General features: G+C 59.5%; 25 protein-coding genes and 1 pseudogene. 6 read left to right on the top strand and 20 right to left on the bottom strand.

Annotated features, from left to right (window positions below):
* Window positions 1-210: 210 nt before the first annotated feature.
* From CQ14_RS33240 to CQ14_RS33165, 16 genes and pseudogenes are all read right to left on the bottom strand, one after another.
* A complete protein-coding gene (locus CQ14_RS33240; protein WP_057861994.1) occupies window positions 211-660 on the bottom strand; it encodes a Rieske (2Fe-2S) protein in 450 nt (149 codons plus the stop codon).
* Between the two features lie 554 nt (window positions 661-1,214).
* On the bottom strand, window positions 1,215-2,411 hold the full coding sequence (locus tag CQ14_RS33235) for a DegT/DnrJ/EryC1/StrS family aminotransferase (protein ID WP_057861993.1): 1,197 nt from the start codon (window positions 2,409-2,411) through the stop codon (window positions 1,215-1,217).
* Complete coding sequence (locus CQ14_RS33230) at window positions 2,408-2,677, bottom strand: DUF6129 family protein (protein ID WP_057861999.1); 270 nt, start codon at window positions 2,675-2,677, stop codon at window positions 2,408-2,410. The genes CQ14_RS33235 and CQ14_RS33230 overlap by 4 nt, the downstream gene beginning before the upstream one ends.
* A 34-nt stretch (window positions 2,678-2,711) precedes the next feature.
* A complete protein-coding gene (locus tag CQ14_RS33225; protein WP_057861992.1) occupies window positions 2,712-3,071 on the bottom strand; it encodes a DUF3024 domain-containing protein in 360 nt (119 codons plus the stop codon).
* 15 nt (window positions 3,072-3,086) lie between these two features.
* The gene (locus tag CQ14_RS33220) at window positions 3,087-3,326 is read right to left on the bottom strand and encodes a nitrogen fixation protein NifZ (RefSeq protein WP_057861991.1); all 240 of its coding nucleotides are present in this window, start codon (window positions 3,324-3,326) and stop codon (window positions 3,087-3,089) included.
* Complete coding sequence (locus tag CQ14_RS33215) at window positions 3,323-3,643, bottom strand: nitrogen fixation protein NifZ (protein ID WP_057861990.1); 321 nt, start codon at window positions 3,641-3,643, stop codon at window positions 3,323-3,325. Before CQ14_RS33215 ends, CQ14_RS33220 begins: the two co-directional genes overlap by 4 nt.
* On the bottom strand, window positions 3,640-4,413 hold the full coding sequence (locus tag CQ14_RS33210; RefSeq protein WP_057861989.1) for a 4Fe4S-binding leucine-rich repeat protein: 774 nt from the start codon (window positions 4,411-4,413) through the stop codon (window positions 3,640-3,642). Before CQ14_RS33210 ends, CQ14_RS33215 begins: the two co-directional genes overlap by 4 nt.
* Window positions 4,403-4,925: pseudogene (locus tag CQ14_RS33205) on the bottom strand (hypothetical protein). Before CQ14_RS33205 ends, CQ14_RS33210 begins: the two are co-directional and overlap by 11 nt.
* Window positions 4,922-5,263: a hypothetical protein gene (locus CQ14_RS44170; protein ID WP_156435729.1), complete on the bottom strand. Its 342-nt coding sequence runs from the start codon at window positions 5,261-5,263 to the stop codon at window positions 4,922-4,924. The pseudogene CQ14_RS33205 and the gene CQ14_RS44170 overlap by 4 nt, the downstream one beginning before the upstream one ends.
* Before the next feature lie 14 nt (window positions 5,264-5,277).
* Window positions 5,278-5,502, bottom strand: coding sequence for a 4Fe-4S binding protein (locus tag CQ14_RS33195; protein WP_057861987.1), 225 nt, complete (start codon window positions 5,500-5,502; stop codon window positions 5,278-5,280).
* Between the two features lie 10 nt (window positions 5,503-5,512).
* Window positions 5,513-7,075, bottom strand: coding sequence for a nitrogenase cofactor biosynthesis protein NifB (gene nifB / locus CQ14_RS33190; RefSeq protein ID WP_057861986.1), 1,563 nt, complete (start codon window positions 7,073-7,075; stop codon window positions 5,513-5,515).
* Window positions 7,076-7,348: 273 nt separating this feature from the next.
* Window positions 7,349-8,212 (bottom strand): SIR2 family NAD-dependent protein deacylase, encoded by an 864-nt coding sequence (locus CQ14_RS33185; RefSeq protein WP_057861985.1) that lies wholly within the window; start codon window positions 8,210-8,212, stop codon window positions 7,349-7,351.
* Entirely contained in the window at window positions 8,212-8,433 is a 222-nt protein-coding gene (gene nifT, locus CQ14_RS33180) for a putative nitrogen fixation protein NifT (protein ID WP_057861984.1), read from the bottom strand. The genes CQ14_RS33185 and nifT overlap by 1 nt, the downstream gene beginning before the upstream one ends.
* 16 nt (window positions 8,434-8,449) lie before the next feature.
* Window positions 8,450-9,637 (bottom strand): cysteine desulfurase NifS, encoded by a 1,188-nt coding sequence (nifS, locus tag CQ14_RS33175; RefSeq protein WP_057861983.1) that lies wholly within the window; start codon window positions 9,635-9,637, stop codon window positions 8,450-8,452.
* Window positions 9,634-9,924 (bottom strand): NifU family protein, encoded by a 291-nt coding sequence (locus CQ14_RS33170; protein WP_057861982.1) that lies wholly within the window; start codon window positions 9,922-9,924, stop codon window positions 9,634-9,636. The genes nifS and CQ14_RS33170 overlap by 4 nt, the downstream gene beginning before the upstream one ends.
* 16 nt (window positions 9,925-9,940) lie before the next feature.
* Window positions 9,941-10,264, bottom strand: coding sequence for a HesB/IscA family protein (locus tag CQ14_RS33165; protein WP_057861998.1), 324 nt, complete (start codon window positions 10,262-10,264; stop codon window positions 9,941-9,943).
* Between the two features lie 279 nt (window positions 10,265-10,543).
* Here CQ14_RS33165 and CQ14_RS33160 point away from each other — a divergent pair, with 279 nt between their 5' ends.
* Window positions 10,544-11,134, top strand: coding sequence for a hypothetical protein (locus tag CQ14_RS33160; protein WP_057861981.1), 591 nt, complete (start codon window positions 10,544-10,546; stop codon window positions 11,132-11,134).
* 14 nt (window positions 11,135-11,148) lie between these two features.
* On the opposite strand, the gene CQ14_RS33155 is transcribed toward CQ14_RS33160, so the two are convergent.
* Window positions 11,149-11,556 carry a Rieske (2Fe-2S) protein gene (locus tag CQ14_RS33155; protein ID WP_057861980.1) on the bottom strand — a complete coding sequence of 136 codons (408 nt, stop codon included), beginning with the start codon at window positions 11,554-11,556 and terminating at the stop codon, window positions 11,149-11,151.
* A 293-nt stretch (window positions 11,557-11,849) separates the two neighbouring features.
* On the opposite strand from CQ14_RS33155, the gene CQ14_RS44165 reads away from it, so the two are divergent.
* A complete protein-coding gene (locus CQ14_RS44165; protein WP_156435725.1) occupies window positions 11,850-12,020 on the top strand; it encodes a hypothetical protein in 171 nt (56 codons plus the stop codon).
* 909 nt (window positions 12,021-12,929) lie between these two features.
* Here CQ14_RS44165 and CQ14_RS33150 read toward each other — a convergent pair.
* Window positions 12,930-13,133, bottom strand: a complete 204-nt coding sequence (locus CQ14_RS33150) for a hypothetical protein (protein WP_057861979.1) — start codon at window positions 13,131-13,133, stop codon at window positions 12,930-12,932.
* A 119-nt stretch (window positions 13,134-13,252) separates the two neighbouring features.
* Between CQ14_RS33150 and CQ14_RS33145 the strand changes: the two genes are divergently transcribed.
* From CQ14_RS33145 to CQ14_RS47950, 4 genes are all read left to right on the top strand, one after another.
* The gene (locus CQ14_RS33145) at window positions 13,253-13,543 is read left to right on the top strand and encodes a hypothetical protein (protein WP_057861978.1); all 291 of its coding nucleotides are present in this window, start codon (window positions 13,253-13,255) and stop codon (window positions 13,541-13,543) included.
* A gap of 120 nt (window positions 13,544-13,663) precedes the next feature.
* Window positions 13,664-14,023 (top strand): helix-turn-helix transcriptional regulator, encoded by a 360-nt coding sequence (locus CQ14_RS42885; protein WP_199805678.1) that lies wholly within the window; start codon window positions 13,664-13,666, stop codon window positions 14,021-14,023.
* A complete protein-coding gene (locus CQ14_RS47955; protein WP_347337175.1) occupies window positions 13,914-14,435 on the top strand; it encodes a HipA N-terminal domain-containing protein in 522 nt (173 codons plus the stop codon). Before CQ14_RS42885 ends, CQ14_RS47955 begins: the two co-directional genes overlap by 110 nt.
* Window positions 14,381-15,220, top strand: coding sequence for a HipA domain-containing protein (locus tag CQ14_RS47950; protein ID WP_347337177.1), 840 nt, complete (start codon window positions 14,381-14,383; stop codon window positions 15,218-15,220). The genes CQ14_RS47955 and CQ14_RS47950 overlap by 55 nt, the downstream gene beginning before the upstream one ends.
* A gap of 24 nt (window positions 15,221-15,244) precedes the next feature.
* On the opposite strand, the gene CQ14_RS44160 is transcribed toward CQ14_RS47950, so the two are convergent.
* Entirely contained in the window at window positions 15,245-15,385 is a 141-nt protein-coding gene (locus CQ14_RS44160; protein ID WP_156435723.1) for a hypothetical protein, read from the bottom strand.
* A gap of 1,377 nt (window positions 15,386-16,762) precedes the next feature.
* The gene (locus CQ14_RS33135; RefSeq protein ID WP_057861977.1) at window positions 16,763-17,548 is read right to left on the bottom strand and encodes a YopT-type cysteine protease domain-containing protein; all 786 of its coding nucleotides are present in this window, start codon (window positions 17,546-17,548) and stop codon (window positions 16,763-16,765) included.
* Window positions 17,549-17,608 lie beyond the last annotated feature (60 nt).

Genomic DNA, 17,608 nt, shown 5'->3' with positions numbered 1-17,608 from the left:
GACAAATGCGATTCTAGCTCAATCGCTTAGCCGCTCTTCACGGACGACTACTTGTGCTTCGTACGCGCAGCGCATGACTCCGCGAGCGTGCCCGGGCCATGATCTCTCACCCGTTCGAAAGCAGCGACAGGCGCAGGCCTGGTGAATCTTCATGAGAACGACGGCGCTTTCCCAAAAGACTGCTCAGCCAAGGTCATGAGATCATGTCTGTTAATCCGGATGGATCATAATGTCCATGGTTTCGTCGCTGTCCTCAAACGGATCGGCAAACCCCTTGTCCTCTACCAGCTTCACGCCACACAGGCAGACCTCGCCGTCGATCACGGCGAGCGCGACCGGCTCAAGGGCTTTTCCGTTGCAGGGGCCATCGATGCAAAACCCGCTATCGATCTCGAACGTCGCACCGTGCCGGCCGCATCTAATAAAGGCGCGGTCCGACGAGAAAAATCCTCCGGCGCCGATGTTGAGCCAGACGCCGTCATGCGGGCAGCGGTTGACATAGCCGTGGTAGGCATTTCCGAATGTCCGCACCACGACAATCGGAAACGGCCGGCTCTCGCCGCTTTCATCGATCCGCGACAGGCTAAAGCCCTTCGCGCCGCCCCGCTCGATTAGATCGGCGTGACAAATGGCGAACACCTCAATCTCTTGGCTGCCCATGTCGCGATGCTCCCTTGGCTCATGCTCGTCACGCTTTCCTGCCTGAAGGCGTCGACGACGGCACGGGTCAGCCGAAGCGCGCCAAAATCCACCGGCCAGCTCCTGGCAGGCATCGACGGCGCGCTGAGAATGCCAGAACCAAAGTGCGCCGCGAAGCCGGCCGGGGCTCACCAATCTCCACCGCTGTCCCGTTCAGGAACAATGATCTATTGCGAAATCCATTTGCCTTCTCTGCTATTTAACCCCGAGCCTGAACAAACCCGAGCCGAAGCCCAAGGGCTCGATTCATGTTTTCGTTACGAGCGCCTTGGGCTCGCGGGCGAGCCGGAAGGGCCGCTTTCGAGCTTCTCATTCTCTTCGCTCGCTCTTCGCGCTTGCCATCGAAAGTTCCTTGCGGCCTCGTTGGCCCCTAGTCTGCCGCCTGCATTTGTCTGGAGTATTCGGGTTCTGCAGCACCGCCAACAGTGATGTAGCCTGAATGATCTCCATTATCTTGTCCCAATATGAGACCGTGACTGTCATTCAAGCCTTCCCTTTGCGTCGCATTGAATGCTCTAATAAATTGCTGCGCCAGCGCCGATGTTGATTGACGCATCCTTCACCGTCTCCACGATGAACTCAATTTGGTCGCTGGTCAGATGGGTGTGAAATGGCAGTGCCACGGCGCGATCGGCGATCTTTTCCGTGACCGGGAAATCGCCATGCCGATAGCCGACATCAAAATAATGCCGCTGCAAATGCAACGGATAGCAATAGGCGGCGGCCTCGACCTGCTCGGTGCGCAGGTCATCGACGATGGCATCGCGGCTGGAGCGCGTGAAGCGCGTCCCGAGATGGACAAGATAGAGGAACCAGTTCACGCCGGTCGCATCGGGAGCCACATAGGGCGGCTTGATACCCTCAAAGGATTGCATATGCGCATTGTAGAGCTGTTCGGCGAGCCGGCGCCGCTCCAGGATTTCCCCGAGGCGCCTTAGCTGCGCAAGGCCTAGCGCAGCTGTGAGATCGCTCATGCCGGCCTGGTGGGGCGCTGCGCTGCTGATGACAACGGAGAAGCGCTCATCCAGTCGATGTGCGCGATGGCGACGTAGGCCAACGGCCAAGTCGATGTCGTCGGTCACCACCATGCCGCCTTCACCGCAGGTCAAGGCTAGTGGCTGGGCGAAGTCGAACACGGCGATATCGCCAAAGCGGCCGACGAGCTCGCCCTTGTATCTCGAACCGATCGCTTCGGTCGAATCCTCCAGGAGCGGCAGCTGATGGCGCTGCGCGATCGCGCGCAGCTCCGACCATGGCGCTGGATGGCCATTCGGGTTGCCACCTATAATCGCCCGCGTGTTGGCCGTGACACGCTCTTCGACCTTCGCCGGAGCCAAGGCTCCCGACCAATAGTCGACGTCGGCAAACACGGCCCGCGCGCCCACTAGACTGATAGCATGCACCGTCTCGCGAAACGAATAAGGCGAGGCAATCACCTCCTGCCCGGGTCCGACGCCGAGCGCTTTTAGCGCAAGCAAGAGCCCGATCGTGCCGCTGGGGACGGCAACGGCATATTTGCGGCCAAGATAGGCGGCAAAGGCTTTCTCGAAGACGTCAGTGATGGGTCCATTGGAGACTCGCGGCGAACACAGCAGCGCTTCAACGGCAGAGAGCTCGGCGGAGGTTATATCGGGATCGGAGAGCGGAATGAAGGAAGCATCAGCCGCGTCTGCGCCATGGTTGCGACGCCCTGCGACTCTAACGCCGGTCACGGTCCGGTACTCCTTGCCGCCAGCAGGATGCCAATCGCCCGCGCAGGATCAGTCGTGATCTGCACGCAGCGATCGCAGCCATCGATCAGATGCAGGTCGAAATGCGGAAAACTCCTGAACGGCCGCTCCGTCACGTCAGAGGCATCACAGCGCGTCACGGCGAGCTGCGGAAAGCGGCGCCGCAGCTCGGAGAGTGAGCTAGCATCAAGCTTCGCTTCCGCAAGCACGCGTTCGATTTCGATCAGTTCGTCTGTGCCAAGCGGCATCGCGGCTCCCATATAATTGGTTCCAAAATCAGCTTCATTGCCAGAACAGCCGCTCGGGATCGGTGTTCAATTCTTCGATTGCGGAGGTCAGGCGGTAGTAGATGCTATAAAACTCCCAGAGTCCGCTTGCGTGGTTCTTTCGAAACAGCTTCCACATCCCGTTCACCGTGTCATGGTGGACTAGCGCGACGTCGATGAGGCCGCCGTCCTTATCGATATTGTGAGAGCAGCAGGGACTCTCGATCAGATAGCCACCCCTCACCGGTTTCACATTCGGCGAGACATAGCGATAGCGCTGGCGCGAGCTCAAGGCGCGCTCGATCCGCTTGCAATCGAGCTCGTTCGGATGAGGATTAATCCCGATCCCTACTTTTCTCATTACCGCGGCATTCATTGCGAACGGCTCCCCTCAAAGCACTGTGATTTCTTCTTCAAGACAGCCGACGACCAGCCGCTCGCCATACTCGACGAGATAGATTGGCACGTTCGCTAAGGTATGCCTTCCGACCTGCACGATCTCGCCGATCGCTCCGGCGCCGATCAAGAATCCGTTCGCCGGTGCGTCCGGAAAGGAGCCGTCGTTAATGAGGTCGACCGCCGCCTTGACGCGCTGGCCCCATTGGTACTTCGGCAGCCTCGGGTCGGTCACGGGGCGGCCTCTTCCGGCAACGGCAGGTCCTCAAGCTCCTCGCGCGCCACCACCGGCTCGAGCTCCTTGCGCTTCATGCCGACGCGGTTGCCGCTTTCGAGAAATTCGACGCCATAAATGTAGAACTGCTGCAGGAAAGTGCCGATTGAGACGACGTAACCCACCTCTCCCTTTTTGGCGAGGATCTCGCCAACTTCCTTGCCGGCATAAGTTCCATCATTGTGGATGGCGCGGTTCGCCCGCACCTTTTCGCCGAAGCTGAAGAAAGGCGGCCCGGTCAGCTCGACATCCTCACTGTCGCGAACGATGTTGCTCATGTCCCACTCTCTCTCGGTCGTTCGGGCCGGATCGCCACGCGCCCGCGGGCGACTTCCTGCACCATCGCGTCATCGTCCTCGGTCAACTCAGCCAGTTCGGCCGCTCTAATGCGGCTTGCCACCTCATAACGGACGCGCCAATCTGGATCGCGACGCAGCACGCTAAGCGAATCCGGAGATAGCCGCCGTGCGATCTCGAGCCGCACGCTCGAATCGTGATCATTGACCATGCCCAGAAGCCAGTCATAGGGAATGCGGAGCGCAACCACGCGGCGCACCTTGGGCTCGTCATCGTTCATGAGACGCCCAAGCAGCGCCGATGCGATCCGGCTCGCCACCACCAGGCGAACGTAATAGTCCTGATCCGACATCATTGGCGCCAGCTCCTCGCCTTCCAGCAAGGTCGCAACCCGCATCCTCACATCCCGATGCGGGTCGCTGCGTAGCCGCAGCACAAAGCGCTTGGGAAGTCGGCGCACCGCGTTCCAGCGCACGGTTTCCTCGGCGTCCTCGAGCAGCATCGGCAGTAGGAACAGGTTGGCGTGTCTGGCCGCGATCGCGCGCACCTCGAAATGCGGATGTGTGATGTAAGCGTCGGCTAGCTGCGGATTCCAGTTGAAGAAGCGGTCTATGCGCTGGGCATAACGGTCGTTGACGCAGGCTTGCGTCAAGCAGCAGCCGCCAGTGGCCCTGAGCCCGAGGTGCCTGCAGGTGCCGCAGTCGATCTCATTGCCAAGCCAGTCGCGGGCCTCATCGATGTCATCGATCATCGTCTTGTCCTATCCGCTCAACCACGTCTAGGAGTACCTTGGCGCCGATTTTGTCGGTCGGGTCGAGCTGCGGCCGCGTGCCCTTCATTAAGATTGCCGAGCCGCATCTGCAGGTAGGCGTAGGCTTTCAGTGAAAATAAATAGAAGCGCGGCAAGCTATTCTCATAGCAATCGAAAGCAGCATCGGTCGCGCTGACCCGCCGCCAGTCGTCTGAGAGACCGTTTTCACGCGCTGCCTCAGAAATACAGAGCTTTGCGAGCTCCAACGCCTCGGCCAAGCGAGCCTTGTAGAAATAAAAGCGATAGAGTCCGATCAGGACGGCGGCGTGTCCCGGCGCCAGCGCCTGCGCTTCGTGCAGGTGTTTTTCCGCGATCTCGTCCAGGTGGTAGGTCTGCCCGGCCTGCCACAGATGATCCTCCGCTTCGCGCGGCAGGCCATTTCCGAGTAGCGTGTGCGCGGTGAGCGCCCCCTTCCTCTCGAACAGCGGATTGCCTGTCCCATCGAGGTTCATCGGCAGCTTTCCTCTTCGAACGGGCAGCCTTTGCGGTGCTGCTGGAGCAGCACACCCAATCCTGGGAAGATCAGCTCGGTCTTAGCAGCGGTGTCGGTCAGATCGGTCGCGAGACGACCAGCATTGGCTGGTTCTCGGCATGGAGAAGCAACTTCGGGCTGTTGCGGGTCGAGTCCTTGCTGAACGGGCCGCGGTGCCGGGGCAAGACCTATATCGCCGGTACAGTCCTGGCAACCATCTGCCGTGATGGCGAGCCGGACGCTGGCGCCAGCGGTGCAATCGGCGCGCAGCACGAAACTCGTGAGTTTTTCAGCGGTGGCCCCCAGCGTGAAAGTCATAGGCTCGAGCCTCTTTACGCCGGTGCCTGGTAGCGCGGCAATGAGGTGTCGACGACGCATGTACTATCGACCGGGCACACCGCGACGCATTGCGGCTCGTCGAAATGGCCGATGCATTCGGTGCATTTCTTCGGGTCGATGACGAACGCCCCGCCTTTCTCCGAGATAGCGACATTCGGACATTCCGGCTCGCAAGCCGAGCAGCTCGTGCATTGCGAGGCAATGATCTTGAACGGCATGACGTCTCCCTTAAGCAGCCGAAATCATCGCGCCCTGCCGGATCGCCGCCTCGCCCTTCTCGACATGCTGGATCTCGCCGCTTTGCACCTTGTCGAGATATGACTTGAACCAGGCGATTGCTGATTTTTCGATGAACTCATAGGCGTAGTGTTCGACTGGCTCGATTCCGGCCTTCAACAGATTGCTTTTCGGACAGCCGCCGATCTTGGCTACAAACACCGCATGGCAGTCGTTGATGGCGCGGATGATGGTGGAAAGGTTCTCCTCCTGGCCATAACCGCCTCGGCAATAATGATCGACGCGGCGATGGCCAACGAATTTGGCACCCGTAGTGGAGAGTTCGTATACTTGGAACTCCTTGGCATGCCCAAAATGCTCGTTGATGAGGCCCGAGCCCCTCGTCGCCACAGCAACCAGGAGCTTGATGCCACTCATTTCGCTGGCGAGCTCGGCGAGCTCCTCCTGCGCTGCGGCAACCTTGGCGGCGCGCTTCTCCTCGACCTTGGCCTGATAGGCCTTGCGCATCTCCAGATCATAATTGACGTCCATGGCCATAATCTTCTCGGTAGTGAACTCCGCACCTCGGTCCTCGCCGAGCAGGCCAACAGCGTCGGCGCGGCACTGCCGGCAGTGCCGCATCATGTTCGTCTCGCCTTCGCACACATCCTGCAGCGCCTTCAATTCTCGCGAGATCGGACCCCGCTGGCCGTTGAGACCAAATACGGTGCCGTGCTCGGGCGCGGAGATCAGTGGCATGATGTTGTGTAGGAACGCGCCGCGCGATTTGATCGCCTTATTGACCTCGACCAGATGATGGTCGTTGATGCCCGGGATCATCACCGAATTGATCTTGCATAGAATACCCCGCTTCGTCAGCATCTCGAGGCCTTGCAGCTGGCGCTCATTTAGGATCGTTGCGGCTTCGAGGCCCGTGTAGCGCGTGTGATTGTAGAAAATCCAAGGATAGATTTTGGCGCCTATTTCAGGGTGGATCATGTTGATGGTGATGGTGACGTGGTCGATCTTGAAGCGGGCGATCGTGTCGACATGGTCGGGCAGCATCAGGCCATTGGTCGACAGGCACAGCTTGATGTCGGGAGCGGCCTTGGCCACCAGCTCGAAGGTCTTGAACGTCCTTTTCGGATTGGCCAGGGGATCGCCGGGTCCTGCGATGCCGAGCACCGTCATCTGTGGGATGGCGGAGGCGACCGCCAGCACCTTTTTCGCCGCCTGCTCCGGCGTTAGTTTTTCGCTCACCACGCCCGGGCGCGATTCATTAGCGCAATCATATTTCCGATTGCAGTAATTGCATTGCATGTTGCAGGCAGGCGCGACTGCAACATGCATGCGGGCGTAGTGATGATGCGCTTCTTCGCTGTAGCAGGGATGGTTCTTGACCTTCTCCCAGATCTCGGTCGGCAGCTTAGCCTGGCTGGCTTGCGAGCCGCAGCTCGCCTTGCCGCTGGCGCCGGACGTGCCGCAGCCCTTGTGCTCGGCGATCACCTGCCTGATCTCGCCGATCTCGACGGCGCTTGCTGCCGAGCTTGCTTCGTCCAGCGCTGATACGTCCATCCTTCGATTCTCCCCTGCAGGCGGAAACTAAAAAGACGATTTGCAACTCGCGTGCCATGGCCGGGAATGGCGAGGAATTTTGATCTAAGCCAAAAGTGAGCCGCCTGCCGCGGTCGGCCGTGGAAGCAAAGCCGTCTGCACGAGATTAGAAATGTTCAAAGCGTGACAAGGCGTCTCGATCCTGACAGTGAGCGCAGTCAACCCCAGGCGCGAAATTCAGGATAACTTACGTGCGCCGGCAAGCGAGCAACATCGCCCCATATGCAAGGTCTGTCAGGCAGCGAGCAGGATCGCGGTCGCGCGCGGGAGCGGGATCGCAAGCGGCGTCAGCCCCTGTTCGACCAGAAAGCGCAGCTCGTTCCTGGACAGCACACCCGGTTCCACGATGGTGTAATGAACACCGCTCGAGCGCTTGATGAGCTGCCGCGCATAGGTTCGCAGCAGCTGATCGTTGAAGCGGCAACCGATGAAGAGAAAGCTTCGGCCACTGCGCCGCTCTTTCACCACATCGGGGATCGGCGCTTGAATGTCGATCTCGGTCAGCACCTCGACATAGTCAGCGTCCGAGATCAGGAAGTTCCTCGCAGGCAGTACGCTGCCGTGCGGCTTGTAGAGGACAGTGGTCCAGCTCTGCGCCGCAGCACGATCGATCTCTCTGCCCTCCGCATTATAGAAGCGATACCAGCGCTCCTCGCAGATGCCGGCGCGGGTGATGCCCTGCACCTCGCCCCATCCCTCGTGCTTGCAAAGCGCCGTACGCATCGCGCTATCATACCAGGCATCGACGATGAGAGGCAGGGACAACGCGGCGAGATGATGATGCAGTGGCATCGGCTCGACCGGTGCAGCAAAGGCCTGCACCATCAATGCGGTCACGGTAGAACGATGCTTGTTGCTCTCGATATACTGCGCCGACGCCCAGACATTGCACTTGGCCCGGCGCGGCAGAGCGACCTTGGTGGCAAAGAAGGCAGCCAAGGTCTCCGGATTCATCGGCGCATCCGGATTGGACGAACCGGCCAGGCCAGGTCCGAGATAGGGAACAATGCTGCCGGAACGCAGCCGGTTCGCCACGTCAGTGAGAATCGCCTCCGCATCGGCAGCGTCAACAAAGTCGATTTGCGGCAGCGTCTTCATCACTCGTCCGCGCCCTCGCCACGCTTCCTGGCATTGACCGTGATCGGGAGCGGCGTATCGCTGGCCATCTCGGGCAGATCGAGCACCCAGCCATTGGCTATTTTGATCCAGCCGCCCCACAACATCTCGTGCTCCGATTCAACGATCGGCTCCTCGAGATCTTTTTTCGGCACGTAAATCGACAGGCCCGCCTCCGGAGAGCGGCGAATCATGATTTTCATCAGATCAACTCGTGTATCAGGGCGAATTGGCGGCGTGATTGGGATGCTCTCGAGACATGGTGCGCAGGTGAGCCACGATGCCGGACATTATTAGGACGACCTGATCGACTTCTTCGACGGTGGTTTCACGCGACAAGGAAAAGCGCACCGCGCCGCGCAGGCTCCTCGCAGGCACGTTCATGGCGCGCAGCACATGAGACGGCTTCATGTAGCACGAGCTGCAAGCTGATCCCTGCGAAGCGGCAATGCCCGCGCGCTTGAGATGATGGACGATTGCTTCGCCTTCGAGATCTTCGAAGGCGATGTTAACCGTATTCGGCAGCCGATTGCCGACATCGCCGAGCGCCATGCAGTGGCAGTTGTGCAAAATCGCCTGCTCCAGGCGATCGCGCAACGCACCAATTCGAACGCGCTCCGGCTCGAGCCGCTCGGCCGCAAGCTCTGCAGCTTTTCCAAGACCAATGATGCCCGGGATGTTCTCGGTTCCGCCGCGTCGTCGTCGTTCCTGTGCGCCGCCCCAGATCAGCGGCCTGAATTTCGTGCCTTTGCGTAAATAGAGCGCTCCGATCCCTTTGGGGCCATGCAGTTTATGTGCCGACAGCGACAGCATGTCGATAGCACTGTCTTTCAAGTCGATGGGCTCCCTGCCTACGGCCTGTACCGCATCAGTGTGAAACAACGCGCCCGCCGCACGCGCCAACCCAGCCAGAAACTCCACCGGGAAAATCGTACCGGTCTCGTTGTTGGCCCACATAACCGACACGATCGCCGTGCGTGGTCCAAGCGCCCAGCGAAAGGCCTCGACGTCAAGTCGTCCGCGCGAATCCACCGGGATCACGTGCGTCTTGATGCCCCTTGTCGCCAATTGCTCCACCATAGCTAGAATGGCGGAATGCTCGACGGAAGTGGTGACGATCTCGTCGCGCCCTTCCTGGGTCGCAAGCGCAGAAAGGATGGCGGTATTGTTGGACTCGGTCCCGCCGGAGGTGAAGACGATCTCATGATCGTGGGCGGCTCCCAGCAAATCCTGCAGGCTGCGGCGCGCCTTCCCCACCGCGCCCGCGACCTCGCTGCCGAAGACATGGCTGGACGAGGCATTACCGAACCGCTCTGTGAAGAACGGTAGCATGGCTTGCAAGACGCACGGATCTGTCCGTGTGGTCGCATTGTTATCGAGATAGATCGGCACAAACACCTCGTTCAATGCCGCGTATTGCCGACGCCGGCGACCGGGATCAGGCGAACGAATTCGCCGAGCCTTTCAACCAGCCGCGCCTGAATGCTTTCTAGCGTCACGCTTGAAAGCTTGCAGAATGCGCAGGCACCAGTCAGCTTGACCATGATCTTGCTGCCCTCGGTCCCGACCAGCTGACAATCGCCGCCGTCGCGTTGCAGATTGGGCCGGATCTCCTCGATCACAGCGCGAATGAGTTGCTCCCGATCGCTCTCAATGATCGGCGCTTGCTTTAGTTGTTCTGGTTCCACCAGCATGCTTCGATTTCTCTTTTCATCTACCGAAGGATTTTCCGCAGGCGCAGCTCGAGCTGGCGTTTGGGTTGTCGAAGGTGAAGCCCGATCCCTCCAGCGCCACCACGAAATCGATCGTCGTGCCGGCGAGGTGCTCATGGCTCTTATTGTCGACAAACACCTTGATCCCGTCGCGCTCAATGACGGTGTCGTCGGACTTTGCCTCGTCGGCAAAACCCATCTTGTATTTGAATCCGTCGCAGCCGCCGGTCTCGACCATGATGCGCAGGCCGCTCGTCGGCTGCGCCGAAGCCGAGATCGCGCTCTTGAGCGCATTCACTGCGCAATTCGTCAGATTGATCATGGCACCCATATTTTCCCAACTCGTTTGCATGAGAATTGGCAAGTCGCATGCCAGCGCGCACGAGCCTGACAATGCTTACTTTTTTCAAAATCGCGCCTGTTGGCTTTGCGACGTGTGTCGGGTTGCTGACAAAGGTTTTCGAGGTATCGCGGAAGCTTTTGGGCGTCTTCTTTATGGATTAGCCGATGAAGCGTTACGAACGCGACGGCAAACAATTTGCATTGCGTCTTCTGCCGCCGGAGTGTCCGGCGATTGTCTTGGATCGAGGGATGATTTTTTATGACTGCAATCGAGAACACCGCGCTAGGCCGGTTGGAGAACGAGGGACGCCTGCTCAATGCCATATTCAAGGGCGGGACCACCAAGGAGGGCCGGTTCGGCTTTCGCGGCGATATCGCCCTAAAATTCCAGGCCCAGGTCGCCGACGAGAAGCGGCCGCCCCACTATTCGATCGAGCAGGTACTGACGGTCGTGCAGCAGGGCGAACGCAGCATTTCGGTGCTTGCCGGCTATCTGCACTGCTTCGCTTATCTTGCTGATGTCGCAAATGTTCTTGACGGCGCGCTAAGTCCTGATGGCAGCTACTTCATGTTTTGCAACAACATAGACCTGTTGGCGAAATATCGAATCAAGCTCCGCGGTATCACCTTCAACGTGCTGCCGTGCGATGAATCCACCGTTTGGAAGGAGATGATGGACCTGGTCGGGGTCGACAAAAATGACATTAAGAAGCTCGACGCGCCCGGCAAGCTCGACTACCTGCTCGACGCAAGCAAGGGTGTCGATGCGTCCTATGATGAAATCTCTTACGAAGACGGCCTGAAGAGGATGGAACCAGTAAGAAACCGTAACGAGAACCGGCCGGTCTGAGCACCGACTTCAACTTAGCCAGAGGAATCCTCCTCCTGGACAAGCCGCACGCCGGTCGCGCAGATATCGCCGTCCAGCACCGTCAAAGCGACCGGCGTGAGACTGCTGCCCTTGCACCGGCCGTCCACACAGCGGCCCGTGCCGAGCTCGAAGGTCGAGCCGTGTTTGCCGCACATCAGCCGTATACCGAGGGGATCGAAAAACTGGTTGCGTTCCCAGTCGAGATTGACGCCAGTGTGCGGGCATTTGTTGAGATAGGCAAACACCCGCTTGCCCCAGCGCACCACGACAATGGGCCACGGCCTGTGACCGCCGTCTTCGTCCACTATCATGAGGTGGAAGCCCATGGCGCGCTGGCTTGGAATATCGTTGAAGCCGCAGATTGCGTAGGCGATATTCGACTGCGTCCGCCGCTCGTTCATGACAAGAGAACCTTCAACTGATCATCCTGCGATGACTCTTGCAAGAATCGCGCAAAGTTCCGGATCGCCCTACCTGTCTTGGGAGTCCGACGCGCGTCGTCGCAAAACGAGAACCGCTCGATCATCGGACCAACGAGCTTTGTGGGATCAGGCACCTCTTGGCTGTTTAGGAATCGGATCGTAAAGCGGCGCGCTCGACCACGTAAAGCAAGACTCTATCTACGTTGTTCGCCGCCACGATGGTCCGAAGGCAGCAGGAGCACCATCGTGTGCCGAGATTCCGCGGTATCGCAATGGTCGACGAAGAAGCCGCCGGTTTCGTAGACGAGAAGCTTATAGAAGTCGGCCACCACCGGCTCGCTCAAACCAAGCCATCAGTTCATCAAGAACATGACTGCACCGGAACGCAGCACATGTTGGAAGAGAAGCTCTCGCGGCTTTCCACAGCCGCTATCCGGATGTGAACCGCTTCGTAATAAGAAATGTTCGCAGCAAATAATTGCGTTCTCTGGCCTTAATCCATGGTATTCTGACAGCTGATGATATTTTCGAATGTCCCGGCAGAGCCTGCCTGAGGTTTTTCGTGGTCCACCGCCCCCTCGCCGGAAGGGTCTATGTTGTTACCTGCCGCCGGAATCGGCCTCCCGCTCCAAAGCAATGCCTCTCACTCGATCGGCGCCTGCACGAGTGAACCAGCGCCGCGAGCTGCACTATCTCAACATTCTGAATATATAGAACGCGACGCGTAGACTGTGATCTTTCGTCATCCTTTCGGCTCCCGTCCGAGGAACGCATGTCACGCCCCGCCGCGTTCGGCGGGACCGGCACCTTAGCGAGGCGTCAGTTCAATTGCTGTGCTCACGCGCTCGGGAAGTCGCCTCGGCGAGGGAAAGCTGAACGGAAGGGTGGCGTTGGCGAGGGCATCGAGCGCCGACCGTTTTTCCGACGGCCGTCGCTGGACCTATTGTCTCTCCAGCTCCGTCAGCTTGGTTTGAAGCAATTGCGCGCTGCGCGTATCGGGCGGGCAGCGCCGAAGGGCGCTCGCCCGCCCGGTAGCGGCGAATGTTGTTGCGATGCGTGCGCATGTGAGCAAGGGGCTCGTCGATCATCGTCGTTGACCCAGCATTTGCTATGTCAACTCCTTTGGGTGTGGGCGAGGGTGAAGGCAGTATCCGCAAGCGCTGCTTGCACAGCGCCCTCACCCCACGTTGTGGACTTGCTCTGACTGAATTGTCGCCCGAGAGAACACCGAAGACGGCGCCCCTTGTACCATATGGCCGCCTATCCGCACGCAATGAGGACGTTACCGCCGTCCCGGCAAGCGCCGGTGTACTGAGACTCTATCCCATTTTCTGCTTAGTTGTTTTACGTTGTTAGCGCGCGAAGCACGCCGGGTCGGTTAAGCAAAAAAAGAGATCGCAGATGCCATTCAACGGGTCCTCATCGCATTCAGGATATGACGTATTGGCTACGAGTACCTTGGTGTCGACCGGTGGTGCGGCACCATCAGCGGCGAAAGTCGGTACCGCCGCTGCAAGCGCGACGGCGCTCGCAGTAACAAACAGCAATTTTTTCATTCGAGACTCGCTTCCTTAGATTGGCCCCAGCTGCCCTCAACAGTCTTAGATGACGACCGCACAATTGGTAAAATACATTCTCTTGATCGGATCTATCTACGGAATGGATCGACGAAGCGATGGCGATCATCGAGCAGATGACCGGGCTTTTTAGAGCAGAGACCGTCGGGCTCCCGTTGCGCGTGACGCGCGATCTGCAATTCCGCAAGACAGTCCTCGAACAGGTCGCGGATATTACCGCCGAACGGGACGCGCTGTGGCAGCGTCTCGCATTGCTAGCGAGACCGTCGCGGTCAACCCGCCCGACCAACCGGCCGTGTAAGCAATTGGGGGCGCGTCGGCGGGTGCTTTCGCGCACTGCGGCGCATCGGATCATTACGCCCATCCAGGGGCCGGCGCCAAAATGGTAGTCTATGCGACATTTCCGATAAATTGATTTTATGCGATCGGGCGCATAACTTTTGTTTATGCGCCAGATACGATATTGCTCTTTTATCGGGTTCAGCGAATACGGGGCCGGAGAGTGAGCCATGACCGATCTCGCAAGAACACCGCAGCAGATAGGCAATCTGGTACGCCGCGCCCGCAAAAAGCGCGACCTCAGCCAGACGCAACTCGCCGACCAGGCGGGAGTGCGGCAGGAGACCATTTCCCTGATCGAGACCGGCAACCCGGCCGCAAGGCTCGAGACTATCCTCGCTGTGCTGGCCGGTCTCGACCTTGAATTTCGCATTGTGGCCCGTCGCAAGGCTGGCCCGGCGGAATCGAGGAAATCTTCTGATGGGCCGCCGTCCTCGCCATGCACCGCTGCGTGTGCTCCTCAACAACCGACTTGTTGGCCACCTCACCAAGGCGGCAAGCGGTGCTATTCAATTCCGGTACGAGGATGATTGGCTCGGGTGGGAACATGCCCTTCCCGTCTCGCTGTCGCTGCCGCTGCGCGAGGATGCCTTCCGAGGCGAAGCCGTTACGGCTGTCTTCGACAACCTCCTCCCCGACTCGGACGCCCTGCGCCGCCGGGTGGCGCAAAAGGTCGGCGCCGCCGGGACCGATGCCTACAGCCTGCTCGCTGCGATCGGCAGGGACTGCGTGGGCGCCCTGCAGTTCGTCGCCGACGATGATGATCGCCATGGCGATGGTCACACTATCGTCGGCGACGCCGTCGACGACGAAGCGATCGAAAAGCTTCTCAAGGGGCTTACCCAGGCTCCGCTCGGGCTCAGGCGCGACGATGATTTCCGGATTCGCTGGCAGGCACGCAGGAGAAGACGGCCCTGCTGCGGAACGGCGGCAAATGGCTGAAGCCGCGCGGCACAACGCCGACCACCCACATTTTCAAGACGCAAATCGGGGAGCTGCCCAGCGGCATCAACCTCTCGAACAGCGTCGAGAACGAATACTACTGCCTGAAACTTGCCGCCGCCTTCGGCCTGCCGGTGAACCAAGCCGAGATTGCCACTTTCGGCAAGACAACGGCGCTCGTGATCGAGCGCTTCGACCGGCGGTGGACCCGGGATGGCCGTCTGCTCCGCCTTCCGCAAGAGGATTGCTGTCAGGCTCTGTCGGTACCGCCGACGCGCAAGTACCAGAGCGATGGCGGCCCCGGCATGGGGAAGCTTCTTGGTCTGCTCAAAGGCAGCGATAACCCCTCCGAGGATCAGGCGATCCTGTTGAAGGCACAGATTTTCTTTTGGATGATCGGCGCAACCGACGGCCACGCGAAGAACTTCAGCGTCTTCATAACACCGGGCGGCCGCTATCATCTGACACCGCTCTATGACGTGCTCACGGCACAGCCCAGCCTCGACACGGGCCAAGTCCAACGCAAGCAGATGAAGCTCGCAATGTCGGTAGGGACGAACAACCATTACCGGATCGCCAAGGTGCAGGGTCGGCATTTCGTACAGACCGGCCGAGTGGCGGGCCTACCGAAAAAGCTCGTGCAGGAGTCAATCGAAGGGGTAGCCGCTGCCGCTCAAGCTGCGCTCGCCAAAATCGAAAGCGAGCTGCCAAAGGGCTTTCCCGAGGCAATTCATACTTCGGTGAAAGCGGCCGCTATGCAGCGCCTGCGTTCATTGAAAGTATAAGCTGGCAGGTCAGGGCTTCATCAATCACGCTGCATCTGGCGCAAGACCCGCCGCCAGTCGCTCAACGAGTGTGACGCCGTCGCGTAACGCGCTCTCGCGGATGACCAGTCGCTGGCGTTCGCGGTAGCTGGCGTCGCCGGTTCTGGCGATGTCGTCGGCATCCACCGATCCATCCCGATGGGCGAGCAGATGCCGCTGATGGAAAACACCTGCGGCCGCCGTTTTCCGCCCGCAGCAGCGCGGAAGTGCATGGGGGCCGCAGGCCCCAAAGCAACGGAACCGACGTCAGCCGGAGGCTGGCCGTTCAGACTGCGTCACGAAACGCTTCCGGCGACGTGCTCATCTTTCAGATAAAGCTGGCCAGGAGCCTCTCGGCCTCCTCGGTAGATTGTCCGGCGTCGGTCATGCGTTCAATCAGCCTGCGCTGCCGAGCGAGGGTCGTCTCCCCGTCCCGCACATGCCGCTGGAGCATCTGAAGCGCGGTTTCACCGTAGCGCATGCCTGAGCATAACAGCTTTCGGCTCTTTCTGCAGACCTGCGCCAGTGATCGTTACCGGATGGCAGAGACGGCAACGGCGGCGCCGGGAACGCGGCGAGTAGGGCTCGGTCCGGACGGACGAGGCAGACTAGGATTCTTTGTGAAAGAGGATGTCGTTGACCCGCCTCTTTGTAAAGCGCCTCGATCTCTCTGCTGAACATCCGCTTTCCGGTATCGTTCAAGATGAACGAGCCCAGCCTTTCAAAACGCTCAAACAGCAGCGCGACGTCAGGCGTAAGCCCTCCACTCGGTAAACAACGCCAGGAGATGGTCGCTCAGCGCCGTTGCGGCGCTCAAGCCCTTCAATCTGTTTCCATAACTCTCCTTCGTCACCTTTCCAGGCCCACAGGAAGGGGGATTCTACAGCACGAACCTGCTCCCTGTTGTCGCGTGCAATGACCGCACCAAACAAGTGGTGAAGCGCTTTCCAGCGCCCCGCCCGTGTGCCGTAGAAAGGCGCGGCGCGCTGGCAACCTGATTGATGTGGGACCATAAACGTTTTTGGCTGATGAGATGCGGTTCGGTAGGCCCGGACCTGCCCGAAACTAGCGGTCCGGGGCGCAGCCGAAATGTCGGCTAAAATTTGCAATCGCGCAGATGTAGGATTGTCGAGTCCACGGTCACAGATTGCGGACCATCATGTCCTCGATCATTCGGTGCAGAAGAGGGCTCATCGTGGCCACTGGGTCTTCTGTCTTGAGAGGGTGGTGCGAAGACCAACATCCTCTCAGATAGGACACCTCAGTTCAGCAGGGTTGCCCCACTCCCGTCCAGCGGGTTCGTTCAAACGTGGGCGAGATCAAATGGGAGACACCCGGGCGAGATCATCGGAATGCGCGTGAACGAGCCGCTTGGCAGGTCAAGCCGGCATCTTTCGGAGCCCCCATCCGGAACTCGAAAACCCACGGCGGCCGCAACGGGGCATCATCGGGAAAAGTCGGTATCAGCACGATCGGCCCATTCGGCCGCGCGGGCGCCAATCGGCTGTGGCCTGAAGGCCCGGCTCAAGACATTTTTCGTGTGGCAATTGATTCCAAATACAGCCCGTTGGGGTCGATATATCGGTCCGCGAGGCGTTGGAGCAAGGTATCCACCTGGTCTGATGTAACACTGAACTCTCCATAGTTTGGATCGAAGAGCGTGGTCCTTCCATCGAAGGTCGACGTCGCAACTGTGTGTCCGCCACCTTCGACGAACTTCAAACTAAGCAAATACCTCGATCCGTCGGCAGTGAGTTTGCCCAACATGCTCGAGATACTCGCAGGGTCGTCGAAGCTGTAAACCTTCTCTTTGTGGGATGGTCGCAAACCTGCTTCCTGAAACATGGCGTATTTTGCGTCACTGTTGGCCTGAGGAGGTTCTGCTCCTTCGTTTCGCAAGTCCTCCCTGATATCTTGATAGCGCTGCTGCCACACAGCCGCTGAGTCGTGCCCGTCCGATCCGGGCGTTAGCGTAGTCATTCGGGATCTTGGGCTGTACTGGAGATTGCCGAGCCATTCCGCAGCCAGCCCAACGCATATGCCGTCTACATTCGCGTCCGCCAATTCGGCCACCCTGTAGTCGAACAGTGGGTCATTCGGCCTCACTGGACCGGATGTACTCGGGTTGTTTGATTCCGAGACATCGGGCTTGCTGACACAGCACCCCATGTCGGGCAAGTCCCCAGGCAGCGGGCTCCGCCGCAGCGCGAGATCCGCAACTGTTTCCATAAAGCTGTCACTGTCCACCGACTGACTCGGTTCGACAGCTTGGGTCGGCGGTGTGGATAAGTTACTGATCCGATCATACATGGCCGTTCGCTTTCCTTCAGCGCAAGTCCCATCGCAACACCAAGCTGCTCAGGGGTGCTC

The organism is Bradyrhizobium lablabi, from assembly GCF_001440475.1.
Classification (GTDB): Bacteria; Pseudomonadota; Alphaproteobacteria; order Rhizobiales; family Xanthobacteraceae; genus Bradyrhizobium; species Bradyrhizobium lablabi.
Note: the sequence above shows the minus strand (reverse complement) of the source record. Positions and strands in the feature narration are given on the sequence as shown.